The organism is Amycolatopsis pigmentata (genome assembly GCF_042684065.1).
Taxonomy (GTDB): domain Bacteria; phylum Actinomycetota; class Actinomycetes; order Mycobacteriales; family Pseudonocardiaceae; genus Amycolatopsis_E; species Amycolatopsis_E pigmentata.
This window is the reverse complement of the sequence record NZ_JBHUKR010000009.1, coordinates 404,368-424,994: the sequence shown is the minus strand read 5'-3', so window position 1 is coordinate 424,994 and position 20,627 is coordinate 404,368. Positions and strand designations below refer to the sequence as shown.

The 20,627-nt window shown below is 68.1% G+C and carries 21 protein-coding genes; 8 read left to right on the top strand and 13 right to left on the bottom strand.

The window, feature by feature from the left end; translation table 11 throughout:
* Window positions 1-17: 17 nt before the first annotated feature.
* Window positions 18-530 carry a pyridoxamine 5'-phosphate oxidase family protein gene (locus tag ACFSXZ_RS21455; RefSeq protein WP_378266897.1) on the bottom strand — a complete coding sequence of 171 codons (513 nt, stop codon included), beginning with the start codon at window positions 528-530 and terminating at the stop codon, window positions 18-20.
* A gap of 36 nt (window positions 531-566) precedes the next feature.
* Entirely contained in the window at window positions 567-1,013 is a 447-nt protein-coding gene (locus ACFSXZ_RS21450; protein WP_378266896.1) for a winged helix-turn-helix transcriptional regulator, read from the bottom strand.
* A 116-nt stretch (window positions 1,014-1,129) separates the two neighbouring features.
* Here ACFSXZ_RS21450 and ACFSXZ_RS21445 point away from each other — a divergent pair, with 116 nt between their 5' ends.
* From ACFSXZ_RS21445 to ACFSXZ_RS21435, 3 genes are all read left to right on the top strand, one after another.
* Complete coding sequence (locus ACFSXZ_RS21445; RefSeq protein ID WP_378266895.1) at window positions 1,130-1,987, top strand: SDR family oxidoreductase; 858 nt, start codon at window positions 1,130-1,132, stop codon at window positions 1,985-1,987.
* A 73-nt stretch (window positions 1,988-2,060) separates the two neighbouring features.
* Window positions 2,061-2,861, top strand: a complete 801-nt coding sequence (locus tag ACFSXZ_RS21440) for an alpha/beta fold hydrolase (RefSeq protein WP_378266894.1) — start codon at window positions 2,061-2,063, stop codon at window positions 2,859-2,861.
* Window positions 2,862-3,360: 499 nt separating this feature from the next.
* The gene (locus tag ACFSXZ_RS21435) at window positions 3,361-4,716 is read left to right on the top strand and encodes an MFS transporter (RefSeq protein WP_378266893.1); all 1,356 of its coding nucleotides are present in this window, start codon (window positions 3,361-3,363) and stop codon (window positions 4,714-4,716) included.
* A 10-nt stretch (window positions 4,717-4,726) separates the two neighbouring features.
* On the opposite strand, the gene hsaB is transcribed toward ACFSXZ_RS21435, so the two are convergent.
* From hsaB to hsaA, 4 genes are read right to left on the bottom strand one after another with little or no spacing between them, the layout of a single operon-like run.
* The gene (gene hsaB, locus ACFSXZ_RS21430) at window positions 4,727-5,272 is read right to left on the bottom strand and encodes a 3-hydroxy-9,10-secoandrosta-1,3,5(10)-triene-9,17-dione monooxygenase reductase subunit (RefSeq protein WP_378266892.1); all 546 of its coding nucleotides are present in this window, start codon (window positions 5,270-5,272) and stop codon (window positions 4,727-4,729) included.
* Window positions 5,269-6,174: an iron-dependent extradiol dioxygenase HsaC gene (hsaC, locus tag ACFSXZ_RS21425; protein WP_378266891.1), complete on the bottom strand. Its 906-nt coding sequence runs from the start codon at window positions 6,172-6,174 to the stop codon at window positions 5,269-5,271. The genes hsaB and hsaC overlap by 4 nt, the downstream gene beginning before the upstream one ends.
* The gene (gene hsaD / locus ACFSXZ_RS21420) at window positions 6,174-7,016 is read right to left on the bottom strand and encodes a 4,5:9,10-diseco-3-hydroxy-5,9,17-trioxoandrosta-1(10),2-diene-4-oate hydrolase (protein WP_378266890.1); all 843 of its coding nucleotides are present in this window, start codon (window positions 7,014-7,016) and stop codon (window positions 6,174-6,176) included. The genes hsaC and hsaD overlap by 1 nt, the downstream gene beginning before the upstream one ends.
* A 10-nt stretch (window positions 7,017-7,026) precedes the next feature.
* A complete protein-coding gene (hsaA, locus tag ACFSXZ_RS21415) occupies window positions 7,027-8,202 on the bottom strand; it encodes a 3-hydroxy-9,10-secoandrosta-1,3,5(10)-triene-9,17-dione monooxygenase oxygenase subunit (RefSeq protein ID WP_378266889.1) in 1,176 nt (391 codons plus the stop codon).
* 246 nt (window positions 8,203-8,448) lie between these two features.
* Between hsaA and kstD the strand changes: the two genes are divergently transcribed.
* Genes kstD through ACFSXZ_RS21390 form a run of 5 tightly spaced genes read left to right on the top strand, consistent with a single transcriptional unit; the run spans window position 8,449 to window position 13,588 of the window.
* The gene (gene kstD / locus ACFSXZ_RS21410; RefSeq protein WP_378266888.1) at window positions 8,449-10,224 is read left to right on the top strand and encodes a 3-oxosteroid 1-dehydrogenase; all 1,776 of its coding nucleotides are present in this window, start codon (window positions 8,449-8,451) and stop codon (window positions 10,222-10,224) included.
* Window positions 10,221-11,345: a Rieske 2Fe-2S domain-containing protein gene (locus tag ACFSXZ_RS21405; RefSeq protein WP_378266887.1), complete on the top strand. Its 1,125-nt coding sequence runs from the start codon at window positions 10,221-10,223 to the stop codon at window positions 11,343-11,345. The genes kstD and ACFSXZ_RS21405 overlap by 4 nt, the downstream gene beginning before the upstream one ends.
* A 2-nt stretch (window positions 11,346-11,347) precedes the next feature.
* Entirely contained in the window at window positions 11,348-11,689 is a 342-nt protein-coding gene (locus ACFSXZ_RS21400) for a hypothetical protein (protein WP_449224282.1), read from the top strand.
* Window positions 11,682-12,719 (top strand): 2Fe-2S iron-sulfur cluster-binding protein, encoded by a 1,038-nt coding sequence (locus ACFSXZ_RS21395; RefSeq protein ID WP_378266886.1) that lies wholly within the window; start codon window positions 11,682-11,684, stop codon window positions 12,717-12,719. Before ACFSXZ_RS21400 ends, ACFSXZ_RS21395 begins: the two co-directional genes overlap by 8 nt.
* 8 nt (window positions 12,720-12,727) lie before the next feature.
* Window positions 12,728-13,588: a MaoC/PaaZ C-terminal domain-containing protein gene (locus ACFSXZ_RS21390; protein WP_378266885.1), complete on the top strand. Its 861-nt coding sequence runs from the start codon at window positions 12,728-12,730 to the stop codon at window positions 13,586-13,588.
* An 11-nt stretch (window positions 13,589-13,599) separates the two neighbouring features.
* On the opposite strand, the gene ACFSXZ_RS21385 is transcribed toward ACFSXZ_RS21390, so the two are convergent.
* The 7 genes from ACFSXZ_RS21385 to ACFSXZ_RS21355 all read right to left on the bottom strand — a co-directional run bounded on the left by ACFSXZ_RS21385 (window position 13,600) and on the right by ACFSXZ_RS21355 (window position 20,575).
* Window positions 13,600-14,169, bottom strand: a complete 570-nt coding sequence (locus ACFSXZ_RS21385; protein ID WP_378266884.1) for a DUF5134 domain-containing protein — start codon at window positions 14,167-14,169, stop codon at window positions 13,600-13,602.
* A gap of 224 nt (window positions 14,170-14,393) precedes the next feature.
* Window positions 14,394-15,554: a lipid-transfer protein gene (locus ACFSXZ_RS21380; RefSeq protein ID WP_378266883.1), complete on the bottom strand. Its 1,161-nt coding sequence runs from the start codon at window positions 15,552-15,554 to the stop codon at window positions 14,394-14,396.
* On the bottom strand, window positions 15,551-15,946 hold the full coding sequence (locus ACFSXZ_RS21375; protein ID WP_378266882.1) for a MaoC family dehydratase: 396 nt from the start codon (window positions 15,944-15,946) through the stop codon (window positions 15,551-15,553). The genes ACFSXZ_RS21380 and ACFSXZ_RS21375 overlap by 4 nt, the downstream gene beginning before the upstream one ends.
* The gene (locus ACFSXZ_RS21370) at window positions 15,943-16,848 is read right to left on the bottom strand and encodes a bifunctional MaoC family dehydratase N-terminal/OB-fold nucleic acid binding domain-containing protein (RefSeq protein WP_378266881.1); all 906 of its coding nucleotides are present in this window, start codon (window positions 16,846-16,848) and stop codon (window positions 15,943-15,945) included. Before ACFSXZ_RS21370 ends, ACFSXZ_RS21375 begins: the two co-directional genes overlap by 4 nt.
* Before the next feature lie 61 nt (window positions 16,849-16,909).
* Window positions 16,910-18,103 carry an acyl-CoA dehydrogenase family protein gene (locus ACFSXZ_RS21365; RefSeq protein WP_378266880.1) on the bottom strand — a complete coding sequence of 398 codons (1,194 nt, stop codon included), beginning with the start codon at window positions 18,101-18,103 and terminating at the stop codon, window positions 16,910-16,912.
* A complete protein-coding gene (locus ACFSXZ_RS21360) occupies window positions 18,103-19,125 on the bottom strand; it encodes an acyl-CoA dehydrogenase family protein (RefSeq protein WP_378266879.1) in 1,023 nt (340 codons plus the stop codon). Before ACFSXZ_RS21360 ends, ACFSXZ_RS21365 begins: the two co-directional genes overlap by 1 nt.
* Window positions 19,126-19,192: 67 nt before the next feature.
* On the bottom strand, window positions 19,193-20,575 hold the full coding sequence (locus ACFSXZ_RS21355; protein WP_378266878.1) for a WS/DGAT/MGAT family O-acyltransferase: 1,383 nt from the start codon (window positions 20,573-20,575) through the stop codon (window positions 19,193-19,195).
* Window positions 20,576-20,627: the final 52 nt, after the last annotated feature.

The window sequence follows — 20,627 nt, the reverse complement described above, 5'->3', positions numbered from 1 at the left end:
CGCGCCGAACTCCGGCCCTACCGGTTCGCCGCCGGGCCGGTGTTCACGCGCACCGCGGGCCCGTTGTCCGGCCGTTCGAACCGCACAACGGATTCGCCTGGCCGCCAGACCGTGACGACCAGGGCGTTGCCCTCCACCGCGGTCAGCACCGCCTCGCTCAGATCCAGCCTGAACAAGTGACAGGGATCGGCGTTCCCTTGCACGGCTTCGATCTCACGCGGGTCGGTCAGCTCGATCGCCACACCGGCCACCTTGGCGTCCCCGTTGGCACTGGGGAAAGCGTGGATCGCGCAGCGTCCGTCCCGCCGCAGGTCCCGCGCCTTCATCGCGTCGAGCATGGAGCCGATCATCAACTCGGACCCCGAGAAATCCACCTCGGTCCCGCTCACCCGCGGAGAGCCGTCCCGCCTGAGCGTTGCCAGCACGTGTGACTTCTCCGCGGTGAACCGCGCGCGCACCGTCGCCGCGAGTTCCGGCGCCTCACGAGTGAACCGCAACCAGTCGACCATGCCGCACAGTCTGGCAGGCACCACCGACAATTTCGCCGCGCCGGCGCTCGGGGCGGATCAGCTGGGACGTGCGAGCTTCGTGGCGTCATAGCGGGCGCGGGCGGTCATCACCTCGGGCACCCGGGCCTCGACGAACTCGATCAGGTCGACGAGTTTCTCGGCGACCGCGTGCCCGGCGGGGGTAAGGCTGTACTCCACGCGGGGCGGGATGGTGAGCTCGGCTTCACGATGAACGAACCCGTCACGTTCCAACGTCTGCAGGGTCTGCGCGAGCATTTTCTCACTCACCCCGTCCACTTTCCGGCGCAACGCGTTGAACCGGAGCGCACCTTCGGCAAGCGCCGCCAGCGCCAGCGAACCCCATCGGCCGGTGACATGTTCGAGGATGCCCCGGGAGACGCATGCGCGGGCGAACACGTCCGCTTCGGGTGGACCGAACTCCGCACGCACGTCGTCGAGGCCGGGTGCCGTGTCCGGCGTGGCCTCTGTGGCGCGGCTGCTCATGGCTACACGGTACCGGGCGGATGCGGCGGATCAAGGTGATTACGCTAACCGAAGGTTGTGCACTTTCGATAAGTTAGTACAAACTCGCGGTACTGCCCCGATGAGAAGGAGTACGCATGATCGTCGTCACCGGCGCCACGGGCCAACTCGGCCGCCTCGTCGTGGAGGGCCTGCTGGAACGACTGCCCGCCGGAGAGATCGTCGCCGCCGTTCGCTCACCCGAGAAGGCGAACTGGGCCGCGGAGCGCGGCGTCGTCGTGCGCAAGGCGGACTACGACCAACCGGAGACGTTGTCGTCCGCCTTCGAAGGTGCCGACAAGGTCCTCCTCGTTTCCGGAAGTGATGTGGGCAAACGGGTGGCGCAGCACAAGGCGGCCGTGGAGGCCGCCCGCGACGCGGGTGTCGCGCACTTGGTCTACACCAGCGCACCGAAGGCCGACACGAGTCCACTGGTGCTGGCGCCCGACCACAAAGCCACCGAAGAGTTCATCCGGGCGTCCGGGCTGACCTACACCATCCTGCGCAACAACTGGTACAGCGAGGGCTACACGCAGGCCATCGAACAGGGCGCGCGAACCGGCAACTTCGTCGGCAGCGCGGGCGACGGCCGGGTCGCCACCGCGACTCGCGCCGACTACGCGGCCGCCGCCGTCGAGGTGCTCACCGGCGACGGTCACGCGAACGAGATCTACGAACTCTCCGGCGACATCGCCTGGACCCGGGCCGAACTCGCCGCCGAAATCTCCAAGGCGACCGGCAAGGAGGTCACCTACACCGATCTGCCCACCGACGAGCACAAGGCCGTCCTGGTCCAGGCCGGACTGCCTGCCCCGGTCGCGGAACTGTTGGCCGCCATCGACGCCAACATCAAGGACGGCGTGCTTTCCGCGACCCCCGGTGACCTGAAGGCACTCATCGGCCGTCCCCCCACGCCCATCGCCGACACCGTCGCCGAGGTCGTCAAAGGCCTGTGACCGTTCCTCGGACATCCCGGGAACTTGCCGGGCACCCTGGAACGGCAAGCCACGCCGCGGCTACATTTCAGCCGTGATCTCCGAGGACACCTGCCGGGCCGAAGACGCCGAACTGCACGTACGGCGCACCGGCGAAGGCCCGCCGTTGCTGGTGATCGCCGGTGGAATCGGCTCGGCCGACGCCTTGCGGGCACTGTCCGCACGGCTGTCCGCCGAGTACACGGTGCTGTGCTACGACCGCCGCGCGCATTTCCGCAGTACCGACCGATCGGAAGGCTCGATCACCGTCTCGCGCCAGGCCGACGACGCCCGCGCGGTGATCGAGCACTTCGGTTACGGGAAGGCGCTGGTGTTCGGCAGCAGCGCCGGCGCGCAGATCGGGTTGGCGCTGGCCGCCCGGCATCCGGAGGTGGTGGACGGTCTGGTGGCCCACGAGCCTCCCGCCGTCCGCCTGCTCCCGGATGCCGACGAGTGGCTGGCCTTCGCCGAAGCACAGACGAGCTGGGCCGCCAAGGGCGATGTCTTCCAGGCGTTCCAAGGGTTCATCGAGTCGATCGCCGGCGCGGGACTCCCGGCGCTCAAACCCGTGCGACTGCCCAACGAGGCCGAGTGGCAAACCCTGTTCGACCGGGAACTCACCGAGATCTACCACTATCTTCCCGACACCCACGAGCTTCGCCGAAACGGACTCCCCATCGTGCTGGCCGCCGGCGTCGAAAGCCGCGGCTACCATCACTATCGGCCCGCGAAAAAACTGGCGCTCGAACTCGGCCTTCCCTTTGTGGAAATGCCCGGAGCCCACCTCGCGCCCCAGCGCGACGCGGCCGAGTTCGGCGCGGCCCTGTGCTCGCTTCTCAACGACTTCCTGAGCTAACCGGCTGGTCCAAGCCGGCCGGCGATCCGGCCAACAAGGCGATGAACCAGCCGTCAACGGGCACGGGCGCGCACAGTCATCGCGGGCGGACAACGGGTACCCGTCAGACGGCGTGAAGGGCGGGAAACCGTTTACCCATGGGTCCTTTGTAGACAAGCATTGACGGAAGGGCAGGCAACCGGGTGAACCGTGGTGTGATTGCCGGAAACCCCACCCGACGAGGCCGAACCGCTGTATCCTTGAGCGGAAGCGGCTGGCGTCATCCTCCCCAGTTTCTCGCCGGCCGCGTTCCGGCGCACAACCTCCCCCTCGGGCGCCGGAGCACAAGGGCCCCCGGGCCGCGCCTTTTCCCCCAGTTCGGCGCCGCCCGGGGGCCCGTGGCGTCTCCGCTCGTTTTCCCCGACACCGCTCGCACCCTGAGGATAAATCGAACTTGTATTCGGTAATATCCAGCGAGTCACGTATTTACACGTCGATCAAGACGCGCTAGCTTCCGGCCATGACCACCGCGCACCAGGCGACGGCCGCACGCCTCGACCGGCTTCCCGTGACCCGTCTGCACCGGTACCTGATCGCCGTCGTCGGGGTGGCCACCTTCTTCGACCTCTACGACCTGTTCCTCGCCAGCGCGGTGAGTACCGTGCTGGCCAAGGAGTTCGGCGTGTCCGCCGGTTCGCTCAAACCGTTGCTGGCCTCCGCGTTCCTCGGCGCGTTCCTCGGGGCGATCGCGTTGGGACGGCTCGCCGACCGGATCGGCCGCAGGCGCGCTTTCCTGGTGACACTGAGCATCTACTCGGTTTTCACCTTGTTGGGCGCATTCAGTACGAATGTCTGGATGCTGGTCGGCTGCCGGTTCGCCGCCGGTCTCGGCATCGGCGGCGAACTACCGCTCGCCGACGCCTATCTCGCGGACATGCTGCCGTCGCACGCGCGGGGCCGGGCGACGGCATGGGCTTACACGATCGGCTTTTTCGGAGTGCCCGCGGCGGGTTTCCTGGCCATGGGCCTGGTCGGCCGTGCCCCGCTCGGGGTGGCGGGCTGGCGGTGGTTGTTCGTGGTCGGCGCGCTGGGCGCCGCGATCGTATGGCTGGCCCGCACCAGGTTGCCGGAGTCACCGCGCTGGCTGAGCGCCCGGAATCGGCACGACGAAGCCGAGGAGGTCCTTCGGCGGCTGGAATCGTCCGCGAAAACGCCGTTGCCCGAGTTGGAGGCCGGCCACGAGCATCCGGCCGATCCGCGGCCGGAACGCGTCGGAGCCCTGTTGAGCGTACGGTGGCGCCGCCGGACCGTCATGCTCTCGGTGTTCCAGCTTCTCCAGACTTTCGGCTACTACGGCTTCGGCTCCCTCGTGCCGATCATCCTGGCGGCCAAGGGTTTCGACCTGACGCACTCGTTGACCTACAGCGCGCTGACCTTCGTCGGCTACCCGATCGGCTCCGCCCTGTCGATCCCGGTCATGGAGCGACTGCAGCGCAAGTGGCTGATCGTCGGCAGCGCGTTCCTGATGGCGGTCTTCGGCCTGGCCTTCGGATACTCGGCCAACGGCGCGGCGATAGCGGTGCTCGGCTTCTGCTACACGGCGACAAGCAACGTGTTCTCGAATGCCTTCCACACCTATCAGGCCGAGCTGTTCCCGACATCCCTGCGCGCGACGGCCTCGGGATCGGCCTACTCGCTGTCCCGTCTGGCGACCGCCGCGATGCCGTTCATCCTGTTGCCCGTGCTGCAAGTTCACGGCGCGACGGGGTTGTTCACGGTCGTCGCGTCGGCGATGGGCCTGCTCATGGTGGACATAGCGGTCTTCGGACCGCGAACCACGGGAGAATCCGTGGAGGTGATCGCCAGCAGGACGTAATCTCCCTGCGCTAGAGCCAATCGTCGGGGCCCGCGACCGCGAAAAGGGTGCCAAGGCCCCCGCGAAGCGGCTCTGTCGCTGTGTAGCGGCCGCGGTAATACAACAAGGGCCGCCCTTCCGACGGTTCTCCGAGCGCGGTCACCAATCCCACGGCGAGGTAGTGATCACCGGCCTCGTGAGTGGCATACAGGTCGCACTCCACCCAGGTGAGTGCGCCGTCCAGCAGCGGTGACCCCGAGGGCCCGGGGCTCCATCCGACCTCCGCGAACTTGTCCGCACCAGGTGCGCCGAAAACGCCGCAGACATCCCGTTGCTCCTCGGCCAGCATGTTGACCGCGAACTTCCCGGACCGTTCGATGACTTCCCAGGTGCGGGAGTGGCGAGACGGACAGAACACCACGAGTGGGGGATCGAGCGACAGCGCCGCGAAGGACTGGCAGGCGAAGCCCGCGGGCGACTGGCCGTCGTGGGTGGTCACCACGGTGATACCGGTGCAGAAATGCCCCAGCACGGCCCGGAAACGGGTGGCGTCGACGGGCGGCGTTTCCGCCCTCATTCCGGTCGCATCCCGACGCTGAAGTCGTGCCCCCACAGACTGACCGCGGTGCTCTCCCGGGCGATCCACTGCTCGTCGTCGACCTGCCTGCCCTCACAGCCGAACTCGACGTCGAATCCGCCCGGTGTCTTCATGTAGAAGGACAACATCAGGTCGTTGACATGACGGCCGAGGGTGGCCGACATCGGCACGTTCCGGCGCTTGGCACGATCCAGGCAGAGCCCCACGTCATCGCTGTTCTCCACCTCGACCATGAGGTGGACGATCCCGCTCGGCGTCGGCATCGGCAGGAACGCCAGGCTGTGGTGCCGGGGGTTGCAGCCGAAGAACCGGAGCCACGCCGGCGCACCGTCCGCGGGCCTGCCGACGACCTGCGGCGGGAGCCGCATCGAATCGCGCAGCCGGAAGCCGAGCACGTCCCGGTAGAACCGGAGGGCGGCCTCGTCGTCATGCGTGGACAGCACGACGTGCCCGAGGCCTTGCTCACCGGTGACGAACCGGTGGCCGTACGGGCTCACGACCCGGCGGTGCTCGAGGGCGGCGCCGTGAAAGACCTCGAGCGTGTTACCCGATGGGTCGTCGAAGGTGACCAGTTCGGTCACCCGGCGGTCGGCCAGTTGCTCCGCGGTGCCTTCCTTGTAGGCCACCCCATGGGCTTCCAGGCCCGCCCGCACCTCGTCGAGCTCCGCCGCGTTGGCGACCTCCCAGCCGACATGCGCCAGCCGGTCGGTCTCGCCCGGGAAGATCACCAGGCGCGCCGGGAAGTCGTCCATCCGCAGATAAAGGGCGTCCGGATTCGATCCCTTGCCCTCGATCATGCCCAGGACCTTGAGACCGTATTCCCGCCATTTCGCCATGTCGGTGGCTTCGATCCGCAGATAACCCAGCGAGCGGATGCCCATCACGCGCCTCCCAAGAACTCGATGGCCAGCCGATTGAACTCGTCGAACTTCTCCAGCTGCGCCCAGTGGCCGCACCGGCCGAACACGTGCAGTTGCGCGCGCGGAATCATCTTGAGTGCGAGCAGCGCCCCGTCAAGCGGATTCACGCGGTCTTCCCGTCCCCAGATCAACAGTACTCGTTGACGGAGGCGGTGCGCGTCCCGCCACAACATGCCTTGCTCGAAGCTGTCCGGCCGCATGAACGACGCGCCCATCGCGCGCATCGCCGCCAGGGATTCCGGCGTGCTCGCCGCGGCGAAACGTTCTTCGATCAGTTCGTCGGTGATCAAGGACTGGTCGTAGACCATCACCCGGAGGAATGCTTCGAGCTTTTCCTTGCTCGGTCCGGGGGGTGCGGGAAACCGGCTGAGATTCTTGACGCCCTCGGTGGGATCCGGAGCGAAAAGGTTGACGCTCAGCCCACCCGGCCCCATGAGTACGAGCCGGCCCGCCCGGTCCGGATGGTCCAGCGCGAGCCGCACGGCGGTGCCGCCACCGAGGGAATTGCCGACGAAATGGGCCTTCTCGATGCCGAGCTTGTCGAGCAATCCGAGGACGGCCTCGGCCGAATGGGAGAAATACTGGGGATGGTCGACCGGTTTGTCCGAAAGTCCGAAACCCGGCTGATCGACGGCGATGGTGCGGAAAGCCTTGGCGAAGACCGGGACGTTGCGGCCGAAGTTGCTCCATGCCGACGCGCCGGGCCCACCGCCGTGCAGCATGAGCACGGTCTGTTCGTGCTCGACACCGGCCTCGTGGTAGTGCAGCCGCAGGCCTTCCGCTACTTCGACGAAGTTGCCCACTGTCGCCACCTCACACCATCGCGTTTTCGACGCGAAGTCCGAACTCGCCCGTGCCGAACATGGTGTAGGCACGTTCGGGGTCGTTGGCCGCGTGCACCCGGCCGGCATGCGCGTCGCGCCAGAAGCGCTGGATCGGGGTGCCCGCCCGCAACGCGCCCCCGCCCGAGTTCTCGAAGAGCCGGTCGATCGCCGCGATCGACCGTTCGGTTCCGCGCACCTGGTCCCGCCGCACCCGCAGCCGGGTGGGGAACGGCAGTTTTTCACCGCGGCAGGCGGCCTGGTAGAGCTCGTCGATGTTGTGGGTCAGCTGGAGCCAGGCGGCATCGATGTCACTGGCGGCTTCGGCGACGCGCACCTTGGCGAACGGGTCTTCCTTCGCCTGCTCGCCCATGTAGGACGCCCGCACACGCTTGCGCTGGTGCTCGACGTGCGCCTCGTACGCGCCGCTCGCCATTCCGATGATCGGCGCGGTGATCGTGGACGGGTGGACCGAACCATAAGGAAGCCGGTAGAGCGGCCCCGGGTTGACCTCCTGGCCGGGCGTCTTGCACTTCGAGGTCGCCACGAAACTCAGCGCACGGTGGTCGGGAACGAACACGTCCTCGACGAGAATGTCGTTGCTGCCGGTCCCGCGGAGTCCCACGGTGTCCCACACGTCGATGATCTGGTAGTCGGCGATGGGCAGCAGATAGGTGCAGAAGTCGACCGGCTTGCCGTCGTCGAACGCCGGGGCGCCCAGCAGGACCCAGGTCGCGTGGTCGCATCCGGAGGAGAAACTCCACCGGCCGGAAAGCCGGTATCCCCCTTCCACCACCGTCGCCTTGCCCATCGGGGCATACGAGGACGAGATGCGCACGTCGTGATCCTCGCCCCAGACCTCCTCCTGCGCGCGGGCGTCGAACAAGGCCACGTGCCACGGGTGGATTCCCAGGATCGAGGCGACCCACCCGGTCGAACCGCACGCGCTCGCGATGAGCTTGACCGCGGTGTAGAAACTCACCGGGTCGGCCTCGAAGCCGCCGTAGGATTTCGGCTGCAGCAGCTTGAAGAAGCCGCTCTCCTGCAATGATTTGATCGACTCGTCGGGGATCCGCCGCCCGTCCTCGGTCTCCTGTGCCCGCTCACGCAGGACAGGCCGCAGTTCGGAAACGGTGGCGATCACCCTGCTCACGTCCTGCTCGCTCATGAGCAAAGACTAGAACACGTTCTCGTTTTTGTCACCAGCCGGAGCCCGGCATTTGGCATGAAAGGGCAAACGACGACGTCTCCGCGGACCTCCACCGGCAACGGGCTCACCCCCACGGGATAGGCGACCCGGCCGACATCCGCTACCCTGGAACTGAAACACGTTCTCGTCTATGGTGACGACGAGCGGAGAGCGCTCGACCGCCGAGGGGCAATCAGGCTCCACGCGGAGCACGCGGAGGGTGGCATGCCGGACAGCCCGTCTTCAAACCGGGAGATTCCTGGTCAAGGTGAGTGGTCGAACCCGCCTTCCGGAGGGACGGGTTTCAAGACAGGCACAGCGAACTTCGACGTGGTGGTGGTCGGCAGCGGCGCTGCCGGCATGACCGCGGCACTGACCGCGGCCCACGCCGGTCTCAGCGTGGTCGTCGTCGAGAAGGCCGCGAAATTCGGTGGTTCGACGGCCCGCTCGGGCGGCGGTGTGTGGATACCGGGTAATGAGGCTTTGCGGCGGGCCGGCCGGAAGGACACCCCGGAACGAGCACGTGAGTACCTGCGGGCCATCGTGGGCGATGTCGTCCCGGCCGAGCAGCGCGAAGCCTTCCTGGAAAGCGGGCCCGAGGTCGTGTCGCTCGTCCACCGGACCACCCCGCTGCGATTCCGCTGGGTTCCGGGCTACTCCGACTACCATCCCGAGGCACCGGGCGGCGAGCCCGGCGGACGCTCCGTGGAACCCGCCCCGCTGGACACTCGTGTCCTCGGCAAGGAGATCGCGAACCTCGAGCCGCCTTACAGCGCACCCCCGCTCGGCGTGCCCATCATGCAGAAGGACTACCGCTGGCTGTCCCTCATCGCACGGCATCCGCGAGGCATCGTCCGGGTTCTGAGCGTGGGCGGCAGGTGGCTCGCGGCACGGCTCACCGGCAGGCACCTGCTGGTGATGGGACAGGCGCTCGCCGCCGGCCTTCGTGCGGGCCTGCTGAGGGCCGATGTGCCGGTGTGGCTGGACACTCCCCTTGTCGACGTCGTCACCGAAGGCGACCGGGTCACCGGCGTACTCGTCCAGCGGGACGGCGAAGAAGTTACGATCAAGGCGCGCCGTGGTGTGATCCTCGCTTCGGGCGGGTTCGAGCACAACGCGGAGATGCGCGCGAAGTACCAGCGGCAGCCGATCGGCACCGAGTGGACCGTCGGCGCCAAGGGAAACACCGGCGACGGGATCAACGTGGGCCTGAAGCTCGGCGCCGCGGTCGACCTGATGGACGACGCCTGGTGGGGGCCCTCGATTCCGCTTCCGGGAGGCCCGTGGTTCGCCCTCGCCGAGCGGTCCCGGCCCGGCTGCGTGCTGGTCAACGCCCGGGGTGAGCGGTTCGTCAACGAGTCCGCGCCCTACGTCGAGACGGTGCACGCGATGTACGGCCCGGGAGACGGACCGGCCGCGAACGTGCCCACCTGGCTGGTCTTCGACCAGCGTTACCTCAACCGGTACATGTTCACCGGGATCGCGCCACGACAGAAGCTGCCCGGCCGCTGGTTCAAGTTCGGTGTCGTGGTGAAGGCGCCCGGCATCGCCGAACTCGCCGAGCGGATCCAGGTGCCCGCCGAAGCGCTGACCGCGACCGTCGAGCGGTTCAACGGGTTCGCCCGTCGAGGGGTGGACGAAGACTTCCGGCGCGGGGAAAGCGCCTACGACCACTACTACGGGGATCCGCGTTCACGACCGAACCCCAGCCTCAGCCCGTTGGACTCGGCGCCGTTCTACGCCGTCAAGATCGTGCCCGGGGATCTGGGGACCAAGGGCGGCCTGCGCACGGATCCCCACGCCCGGGTGCTGCGGGAAGACGGTTCGGTGATCGCCGGGCTCTACGCGGCCGGGAACACGAGCGCGTCGGTCATGGGACGCACCTACGCCGGTCCCGGCGCGACGATCGGGCCGGCCATGGTCTTCGGCTACCGTGCCGTCCGGCATCTCGCCGGTGAAGGTCCAGGGATCGCTGAAGAAGGAACGGGAGGGCAACGATGACAGAGGTTCGCACGATCGACGCCGGCGCGCCGCCGGCCCGGTTCGCTCGCGGTTGGCACTGCCTCGGCCTGGCCGACTCGTTCCGGGACGGCAAGCCGCACGCGATCACGGCGTTCGGCACGAAACTCGTGGTGTTCGCGAGCCAGGACGGCAAGCTCCACGTGCTCGACGGCTACTGCAGGCACATGGGCGGTGACCTGACCCAGGGCACGGTCAAGGGCGACGAGGTGGCCTGCCCGTTCCACGACTGGCGCTGGGCGGGCAACGGCAAGTGTGTCTCGATCCCTTATGCCAAGCGGGTTCCCTTGCGTGCTCGTACCCGGTCGTGGACCACCCTCGAGGAGAACAAGCAGCTTTTCGTGTGGCACGACCCGCAGGGCAACCCTCCTCCGGAGGACGTGGTGATCCCCCGCATCGACGGGGTCTTCAGCGGCGAGTGGAGCAACTGGACCTGGGATTCGGTGCTCATCGAAGGGTCCAACTGCCGCGAGATCGTGGACAACGTCGTCGACATGGCGCACTTCTTCTATATCCACTTCGCCTTCCCGACGTATTTCAAGAACGTTTTCGAAGGGCACATCGCCACCCAGTACCTGAACACGAAGGGCCGCCCCGACGCCGGGATGGCGTCCAACTACGGCGGTGAAGACAACCTGTTGCGCTCGGAGGCGTCCTACTTCGGCCCGTCGTACATGATCAACAAGTTGCTGAACACGTACAAGGGCTTCGAGATCGAGAACGTCCTGATCAACTGTCACTACCCGGTCACGCCGACGTCCTTCGTCCTGCAGTGGGGTGTCAGCGTGAAGAAGCTGCCGGGAGTGTCCGACGAGCAGGCCGACAAGATCGCCGGGAAGTTCGCCAAGGGCATCGGCGTGGGCTTCCTCCAGGACGTGGAGATCTGGAAGAACAAGACCCGGATCGACAATCCGTTGCTGTGTGAGGAAGACGGGCCCGTCTACCAGTTGCGCCGCTGGTACGAACAGTTCTATGTGGACGTCGAAGACGTCACCGAGGACATGACCCGGCGGTTCGAGTTCGAAGTGGACACCACCAGGGCGAACGAGGCGTGGGCCCGCGAGGTCGCCGAGAACCTGGCCCGTCAGCAGGCCGGGGTCTGACCGTGCCCGAGAGACTGTCCGCGAATCGTGAGTTACCTGATCAAAGTGACCAGGCGGCGCGTTCACCAACAGGCACCGAGACGGTCGCGGAGCGCGTCGAGTTCCTGGCCGGCGGCTTCCGGCCGCACGACTGTTCGTCCTGCGGGAACCGCGTGCTGGCGAAGAAGAACAGCATGAAGCACACCAGCATCCAGTGGATCACGGACGCGGTGAGCGGCTGCCCGGTCTTCGCCGAGCAAGCCGCCGCCGGAACGCACACGGCGCTGCTGGACACCTGCGAACGACTGAGCGCGAGCATCGCGGAAGCGGCCAGAAAAGGCGAGTTCGGGGTACTGGATGAGTGAGCCGCACGCGTTGACGGTGGCGGAGGTGATCGAGGAGACCTCCGACGCCCGGTCCGTGGTGTTCGAAGTGACCGCGGAGCAGGAGGAGGCCTTCCGGTACCGGCCCGGTCAGTTTCTCACCCTGCGGGCGGGTGCCGTCGCGCGCTGCTACTCGCTCTCGAGCGCGCCGCACGAGGGGTCCCGGCTGAAGGTCACGGTGAAGCGCACCGACGGCGGTTACGGGTCGAACTGGATCTGCGACAACCTCCGGGCGGGCGCGAAGGTCGAGGTTCTGCCTCCGGCCGGGGTGTTCGGCCCTCGGTCGTTCGACGAGGACCTGCTGCTGTTCGCGGCCGGAAGCGGGATCACCCCGGTCGTGTCGATCGTCAAGGCCGCCCTGCGCGAAGGCTCGGGACGGATCGTCCTGGTCTACGCGAACCGGGACGAGCGGTCGGTGATCTTCGCCGACGAACTCGCCGTCCTCGCCCGTGACCATGCCGATCGCCTGCTCATCGTGCACTGGCTGGAAACCGTGCAGGGTCTGCCGGGGGTGGCGCAACTGCGGGCGCTGGCCGAGCCGTTCGCCTCCTTCGAGGCGTTCCTCTGCGGACCGGCTCCTTTCATGGCCGCGGCCAAGCAAGCGCTCGAGGAACTGGGATTCCCCCGGCGCCGCGTGCACCTGGAGAAGTTCGTCTCGCTCGGCGGGAACCCGTTCGAGACCGCGGCGGCGCCCGCTCCGGCGGGCGAGACACCGGTCGCGCCTGTTCCGAGCGGAGAGACGAGCACGGTGCGCGTGAACCTCGACGGTGAGGAGCGGGAGTTTTCCTGGCCACGGCAGCAGAAACTGCTCGATCTGCTGCTGGCGAAGGGACTGGACGCGCCCTACTCGTGCCGCGAGGGCCAATGCAGTGCGTGCGCCTGCCGGATCGTTTCCGGTGAGGTCAAGATGTTGAACAACGAGGTGCTCGATTCCGAGGACATCGCGGAGGGCATCGTGCTGGCCTGCCAGTCTTTGCCGCTCACCGACGAGGTCTCGGTCAGCTACGAGTAGGAGCGAACGTGCCGATAGATCCCGAACGCGCGATCGGCGCCGACCTGGGTGAGGAGTCCTTCTCGTGGACGGCCTCCGACGTGCTGCTCTACCATCTGGCGCTCGGAGCCGGCGGGAACCCGGTGGACGAACGGGAATTGCGCTACACCTACGAGCGCGACCTGCGCGTGCTGCCCACCTTCGCGACCGTGGCGGCGAACGCGCGGACGGACGAGCCACCGGCCGTTTCCTTTCCCGGCGTGGAGATCGCGCTCGACAAGGTGGTGCACGGCACCCAGGCGGTGACGGTGCACCGGCCCGTTCCCCCGGAGGGCAAGGCGGTCGCCCGCACCCGCATCGTCGACGTGCTCGACAAGGGCACCGCGGCGGTGATCATGAACGAGACCGTGGTGACCGAGCCGGACGGTGGTCCACTGTGGACATCGCGGTCGAGCATCTTCGCCAGGGGCGAAGGCGGTTTCGGCGGCCGACGCGGTAGCTCGGAGCGGATCGCGCTCCCGGATCGCGACCCGGACTCGGTTGTCGACATTCCGACTTTGCCGCAGCAGGCGCTGCTCTACCGGTTGTGCGGGGACCGCAACCCGCTGCATGCCGATCCGGAGTTCGCCCGCGCCGCCGGCTTCGACGCGCCGATCCTGCACGGCCTGTGCACCTACGGCATCGTGGCGAAGGCCGTCACCGACACGATGCTCGACGCGGACGTCACCCGGGTCGAGTCGTTCTCGGCCCGGTTCGCCGGGATCGTCGTGCCGGGCGAGACTCTCCGCGTCCGCGTCTGGCGGGACGGGGAGCGTCTCCTTGTCACCGCGAGTGTTCCCGAACGCGGCGGCGCACCGGTGCTCGCCGACGCGGTGCTGACGACCACCTGATCCCCCGGTGGCTACCAAACGGCGGCGACGAACAGATAAGCCATGGCCGCTCCCATGACGGAACGGCAGATCGGGCGGACGACGGTCGCGTCCCTCATGCCGGCGGTACGCGCGTTGCGGGCCGCCCGGGTACCGACCCGGACGGCGTCGTAGGCGAAGTAGGCGGCGGCGAGGGCCGCCAGTGCGGGGAACGCGAGCCGGGCCGTGCCCATCCCGGACATGGTCAGCCAAGGTCCGTGATCCGTGTGCTGCCCGGGCATCGCGACGATCATGTACAGCATCGCGATGGCCACGACCGCGTGGTGCACGGCGCAGCATCGGCGCCTGCGGAAAGCCGCGACCAGAAACCATCCGGCGGCCAGCGCCAGCACGGCCGCCCAGCCCGCCGCCGGGATCGGCCCGCCGAGCGGCGACACCATCGCGACCATGGCCAGCGCCATCAACAGTTCGGTCAGATCGGTCTCCCGGGCGGTCCAGGCGAGGCGGCCCGGATCGACGCGCACCAGCCGGGACACGCTCGGGACGACGAGCACGGCGAACAGGACGACGAGCGTCCACGCGACCGCGACCGGAATGTGCATGGCTTCAACCATCACTCGCCGCCGCGCGACCACGCCAGCCTGCAATCAGGTGAGGCCGCCACGTTTCAAAGGCCCGTGTCTCCACATGCGGTGAGTAGGTGCGCGCCAGTGCCGAAGGCCTCGGATTTTCTCCAGGCGGGCCGCCTGCTTGCCCAGAGCAGGCCGACGGCGAGAGTCACGGCCCGTCTACGCAAATCCGATCGCGCGCCTTTGAAACACAGTGCTTACTGGTCCCGGGCCAGCACGAGACCGGAGGTGGGCACGCCGGTTCCCGCCGTGACCAGCACGTGCTCGGCCCCGGCCACCTGGTTCACGGCGGTGCCACGGATCTGCCGCACGGCCTCGGCGATGCCGTTCATACCGTGAATGTAGGCCTCTCCGAGCTGACCGCCATGGGGGTTGAGGGGAAGTTCGCCATCCAGTTCCAGGGTGCCGCCCGCGATGTAGTCCTTGGCCTCGCCCCTCCCGCAGAAACCGAGCTCCTCCAACTGAAGCAGCACGTACGGGGTGAAGTGGTCGTACAGCACGGCAACGTCCATATCGGACGGTCCGAGGCCGGAACGCGCCCACAGTTGCCGCCCGACCACGGCCATTTCGGGCAGCGCCTCGAGTTCGTCGCGGTAGTAGCTGGTCATGATGTACTGGTCGGGCCCGCTGCCCTGGGCCGCGGCCGCGATCACGGCGGGCGGGTGCGGCAGGTCGCGGGCGCGCTCGGTGCTCGTGATGACCAGGGCGACTCCACCGTCGGTTTCCTGGCAGCAGTCGAGCAGGCGGAGGGGCTCGGCGATCCAGCGAGAGGCCTGGTGATCGGCCAGGGTGATGGGTTTGCCGTAGAACCAGGCGTTCGGGTTGGTGGCCGCGTGGGCACGGTCGACGACGGCGATCCGGCCGAAGTCCTCACTGGTGGCGCCGTAGGTGTGCTGGTAGCGCCGGGCGACCATGGCGACCGTCGCCGCCGGGGTCGCCAGGCCCATCGGGTAGTGGAAGCTGTTGTCCACGCCCGAGGAGTTGACCTGGCCCGCCGCCGCACTCGACACCTGCCCGAACCGGTGCCCGGATCGCTCGTTGAACGCGCGGTAGGCCACCACGACCTTCGCCGCCCCGGTCGCGACCGCCATGGCCGCCTGCTGCACCGTGGCCGCCGCGGCGCCCCCGCCGTAGTGGATGCGGCTGAAGAAGGTCAGCTCCGGGATGCCCAGCTCGCGGGCGACGGAGATCTCACTGTTGCCGTCCATCGTGAACGACACCAGTCCGTCCACATCGGACGGTTTCAGGCCGGCGTCGGCGAGTCCCGCGAGGATGGCCTCACAGGCCAGCCTCAGCTCGCTGCGCCCGGAGTCCTTCGAGAACTCGGTGGCGCCCGCCCCCACGATCGCGGCGTTCACGGTGTGTCCTCCGGGAGTGTGAGCGAAACCGTGCCGGTGATGTGCTCGCCGGCGGCCACGGTCCCGGTGACCTGGACCGTGGCGTCGCGCCCGTCGAGCGCGGTCAGCCGTCCCGACAGCACCAGGGTGTCCCCGGCGTAGCAGGGCACGCCGAGCCTGATCTTGATGGATTTCACCAGTGCCTCCGGACCGGCCCAGTCGGTGACGAACCGTTGTACCAGGCCGGTGTCGGTGAGGATGTTGACGAAGATGTCCTTGCTGCCACGGCGAACCGCGGCGTCCCGGTCGTGGTGCACGTCCTGGAAGTCGCGGGTGGCCAGCGCGGTGCTGATCACGAACGTCGGGGTGACCTCGAAGGTCAGCGGCGGAAGTTCGGTGCCGGTGCTCGTCATGGGGCGACCTTCCACACGGGCAGCGTCAGTTCTTCGTCCACCCGGACGAAGTCGGACTGGACCCTTTGTCCTATGTGGACCGAAGATGGGTCGGCGTCGACGAGTTCGCCCAGCATCCGCACTCCCTCCTCCAACTCGACCAGCGCGATCACGAACGGCAGTGCCTTGCCGGGCACCGCGGGGCGGTGATGGACGACGAAGCTGTAGACCGTGCCCCGTCCGCTCGCCACCACGTAGTCCGGCTTGAGGTCGAGGTCGCCGTCCGGCGGCATGGGTCCGGGCGGATGCCGGAGCTTGTCGCCCCATCGCTGGATCCGCAGTTCCCCCGCGCGCGTGCCCTCCCAGAAGAACTCGGTGTCCCGGCTGATCACCGGCCGCAGCACGGCGGCCGGGGAGGGCTTCTGCTTCGGCTTGAACTTGAGCACGCGGAAGAGCATCTCCGCGACCGGCTCCTCGCCGACGGACCAGGTGGTCTTCGTGGTGACGAACCAGCCCTCGCCGAGTGCGGTGCGTTTCGGGCCGGTGACGTCCTCCAAGGTGAGGGATGTCGAAACCCGCTCGCCGTGCCGGAGGTAACGGTGATAGGTCTGCTCCGAGTTGGTGGCCACCACGGAGGTGTAGCCGGCCTCGTCGAGGATGGTCATCATCGCGCCGAGCGGATCGTCGTCGCTACGGCCGCCGTGCAGGCCGGGCATGCTCCAGACCTGGGCCATGGCGGGCGGCGCGACCAGTCCACCGTGGACGGACGAGGCCGCGAAACCGGGGTCGGTGTACACCGGATTCCGGTCACCGATGGCCTCGACCCAGTTGTTGATCATCGCCTGGTTCACCGGGTCGCGGGCTTCACGCGGTCGCGACGGCCCTCGCGCGGCAACGCGCTCCGCTTCTTCTTCGATCGTCATCTCTGGTCCTCCGCGAGGTCACAGTGATCGCCTTGGCAGCCGCGAGTCGGCACAGGAGGTGTCATCGTGGCACCCTCGGCAGTTTCAGGCCGGTCATGGCGATCAGCTCCCGCTGGATTTCGTTCACTCCGCCACCAAAGGTCAGCACCAGGTTCCGGCGGGCGATCACGTCGAGCCACTCGGCGAGTTCGGTGGTGGCCGGATCGGTGAAGTCGCCGTGCCGGGCGACGATCTCCCCGAGCACGCGCCCGATCCGCTGGACTCGCTCCGAGCCGAACACCTTGGTGGCCGACGCGTCGGCGATGGCTGTCCCCGGGTCACCCGCGTCCGCCGGGTCATCGCCGGACCTCGCGGCGACCTGCCAGTTGAGCAGTTCGTTGATCCGGGTCGTGACCAGCGATTCGGTCAGGGCGCGCCGGACGTCCGGGAGATCCAGCAGGGGCACGCCGTCCGGGGACTTGCGCGTCGAAGCCCATTCCCGGACACGGTCGTGGAGACCGCCGATACGCCCGGCCGGACCGAGCATGACGCGTTCGTGGTTGAGCTGGGTGGTGATCAGCTTCCAGCCCTGGTTCTCCTTGCCCACCAACCGGTTCGCCGGTACCCGGACGTCGGAGTAGTACGTCGCGTTGACATGGTGGGCACCGTCGCAGGTGATGATCGGTGTCCACGAATATCCGGGATCGGTGGTGTCGGCGATGAGGATCGAGATGCCCTTGTGCTTGGGCGCGGCCGGGTCGGTGCGCACGGCGAGCCAGATGTAGTCGGCGTCGTGGCCGCCCGTGGTGAAGATCTTCTGGCCGTTCACGACGAAGTCGTCGCCGTCGCGGGTCGCGGAAGTGCGCAAGGAGGCCAGGTCCGTGCCGGCGTCGGGTTCGGTGTACCCGATCGCGAAGTGGATTTCGCCGGCCAGGATCTTGGGCAGGAAGAACGCCTTCTGCTCGCTGGTGCCGAACTGCTGCAAGGTGGGACCGACGGTCTGCAGCGTGACGGAGGGCAGTTGCACGTCCGCCCTGGCGGCCTCGTCGGCGAAGATGTGCTGCTCGATGTCACCGAACCCGCGTCCACCGTATTCCTCCGGCCAGCCCACCCCGAGCCAGCCGTCCTGCCCCATCCGGCGGACGATGCGCCGGTAGGTCTCGCCGTGCCGTTCCCGGAGCAGCGACTTCCGTTCCTCCGGCGTGACGAGGCCGGCGAAGTAGCGGCGGAGTTCGGCCCGCAGCCGTTGCTGTGCCGTGGTCAGTTCGATGAACATCAGCGCACCAGCTCCCCGAGCCGGTCTTCCGCTCCTGCCACGAAACGGCTCGTCTCCGTGAGCAACGTGTAGTACCGGTGCAGTGGGTAGGTGATGTCGACGCCCAGCCCGCCGTGCAGGTGATGACAGATGCCGATGGCCTCCGGCGCCTGGTCGGCGAGCCAGTAGGCGGCGACGTCGAGATCGGCTTGCGCGTCGAGCCCCGCGGCCATCCGCCACACGGCCGAGAGCACGGCCAGGTGCAAGGTACGCGAAGCGATGTAGACATCGGCGATCTGCTGGGCGACGGCCTGGAAGGTGGCGAGCGGCTTACCGAACTGTTCGCGCCGTCCGATGTGCCCGGTGGTCAGCGCGAGGGCGCCGGCGAGGGCGCCGTCGGCCAGCGCGGCCGCTCCGGCGATCGCGTGGCGGTGCAGAGTGGCGATCGCCTGCCCGGGTTCGCGGTCTCGCACCAGGTCCGCGTCGGTCGCGATCACGTTCTCCAGCCGGATCGCCGACCCGGTGACGGTGACGCCGTCGGTGCGGGGGTCGAGCACGAAGACGCCCGTGCCGCCGGGAAGTGAGGCCGGCAGGAGGATTCTGGTGGCCTCGGCGGCGTAGGGCACCGCCGTCTTGACCCCGTTGAGCACCCAGGCGCCGTCTTCGGCTACCGCGGTGGTGGCGGGCCGGGCGGGAAGGGGTGCCGACGGCTCGTGGACGGCGGCCGTGACGACGGCGGTTCCCGCCGCGATCTCCGGCAGCAGCTCCGCCTTCTGCCGGGGAGTGCCGAGTTCGGCCAGCGGCAGGAGACCGAGGGCGAGGGTGAGCGCCGGCACCTCGGCCGCGGCACGGCCGATCTCGGTGAGCACGATCGCCACCTCGGCGATGCCCAGCCCGTCGCCGTCGAGGTCCGGTGGCAACGCCAGCGCCAGCAACCCGGCCTCGGCCAGTGCCCGCCAGACCGCCTCGCCGGGTTCCTTGTCCAGGACGGCGGCGGCCAGCGCGGCGATTTCGCGCTGGGTCTCGTCGAGGGTGAAGTCCACACGGGCTCCTCAGCTGTAACTGAAACCTGTTCTAGTTCTAGCCGAGGATGGCCCTCTGGGGCAAGGCTCACTTCGCGCCGAGAAGCTCTTTCAGCTCATCCGCGATCGCGTCCGCCAGTGGCCACGGATCTGGAACGAGTTCTTGCGCGGCGAGGAGTCCGACGTCGACCCGGCCGGCGTTGGAGATCACGGTGATGTTGAGGCCGGCACCGTGGAACACCGGCCCGAGCGGGTACATCCCGGTGATCCGCGCGCCGAGCAGGTAGAGCGGCGCCGGTGGCCCGGCCACGTTGGAGATCACGAGGTTGTGCACCACGGGGTGTTTTTCGGCGAGCCGGAGGGCCGAGTAGGCACGCACTCCGAGCCGGAACAGGAACGGGCCGGCGAACTGTGCCCAGTCCTGCAGCATGTCGGCGTCGATGCTGTAGTGGTGTTCCTTCGCCAGCCGGTTGCTCTCGGCGATCGCGTAGACGCGGGCCGCCGGATCGGCGAGCTGGGTGGGCAGGGAGGCGAAGAACGCCGAAACCCGGTTGCTGCCGGTGCCGTGTTCGGAGCGGTTGTGCAGCGAGACCGGAACCGTCACCACGAGCGGGTCGTCCGGCAGCTCGCCCCTTTCTGCGAGGAAACGGCGCAACGCGCCGGTGCACAGCGCGAGCACGACGTCGTTCACCGTGACACCGAAGGCGTTCTTCACCTTCTTCACCGCGTCGAGGTCCATCGAGGTGAACGCGACGCTGCGGTGCCCGGTGATGGTGCTGTTGAGCGACGTACGCGGCGCGGTGAACGGCACGGGCATGCCCTGACGGCGCAGCGCCCGGAGCAACCAGCGCGGCACCACGCCGGCCAGGTCGGGCAGCAACCGGGCCAGTTCGGCGGGACGGCGGGCGAACTCGGCCAGGCTGGCCTTCAACAGGTCCAGATGTCCGGGCGGCGACGGGATCGGGGATGTTTCGGGCAGGGGCGGCAGAGTACCGGGCTCGGTCCCCGCCAGATACGCGATGATGTTCGCGCCGCCGACCCCGTCGACGGTCGAATGGTGCATCTTCAACATCACCGCGACGCGGCCGCCGGGAAGCCCTTCGATGACGTACATCTCCCACAGCGGACGGCTGCGGTCCATCGTCTGCCCGGCGAAGTGCGCGCACAGCTCGGCGAGCGTCGCGTGGTCACCGGGCGAGGGCAGGCCGATGCGGTGCACGTGGTGGTCGATGTCGAAGTCGGTGTCCTCGACCCACACCGGGTGCCGGAGGTTCAGCGGCGAATTGTGCAGTTTCCGGCGGAATTCCGGGATGGCACGGACGCGCTGGTCGAGTGACCCGGTGAAGGCGGCGAAATCGTAGCCGCCAGGAATCGTCGAGACGTCCAGAGTGAGCAGGGCGCAGACGTGCAGCGGCTGCGAAGGTGTTTCCAGGTACAGAAAACTGGCGTCGAGACCGCTGAGCGCTTGCACAGCTCCAGGGTAGGCCAGCGGTTACCATGGTGCGTCAGGAGAGTCCGTCTTC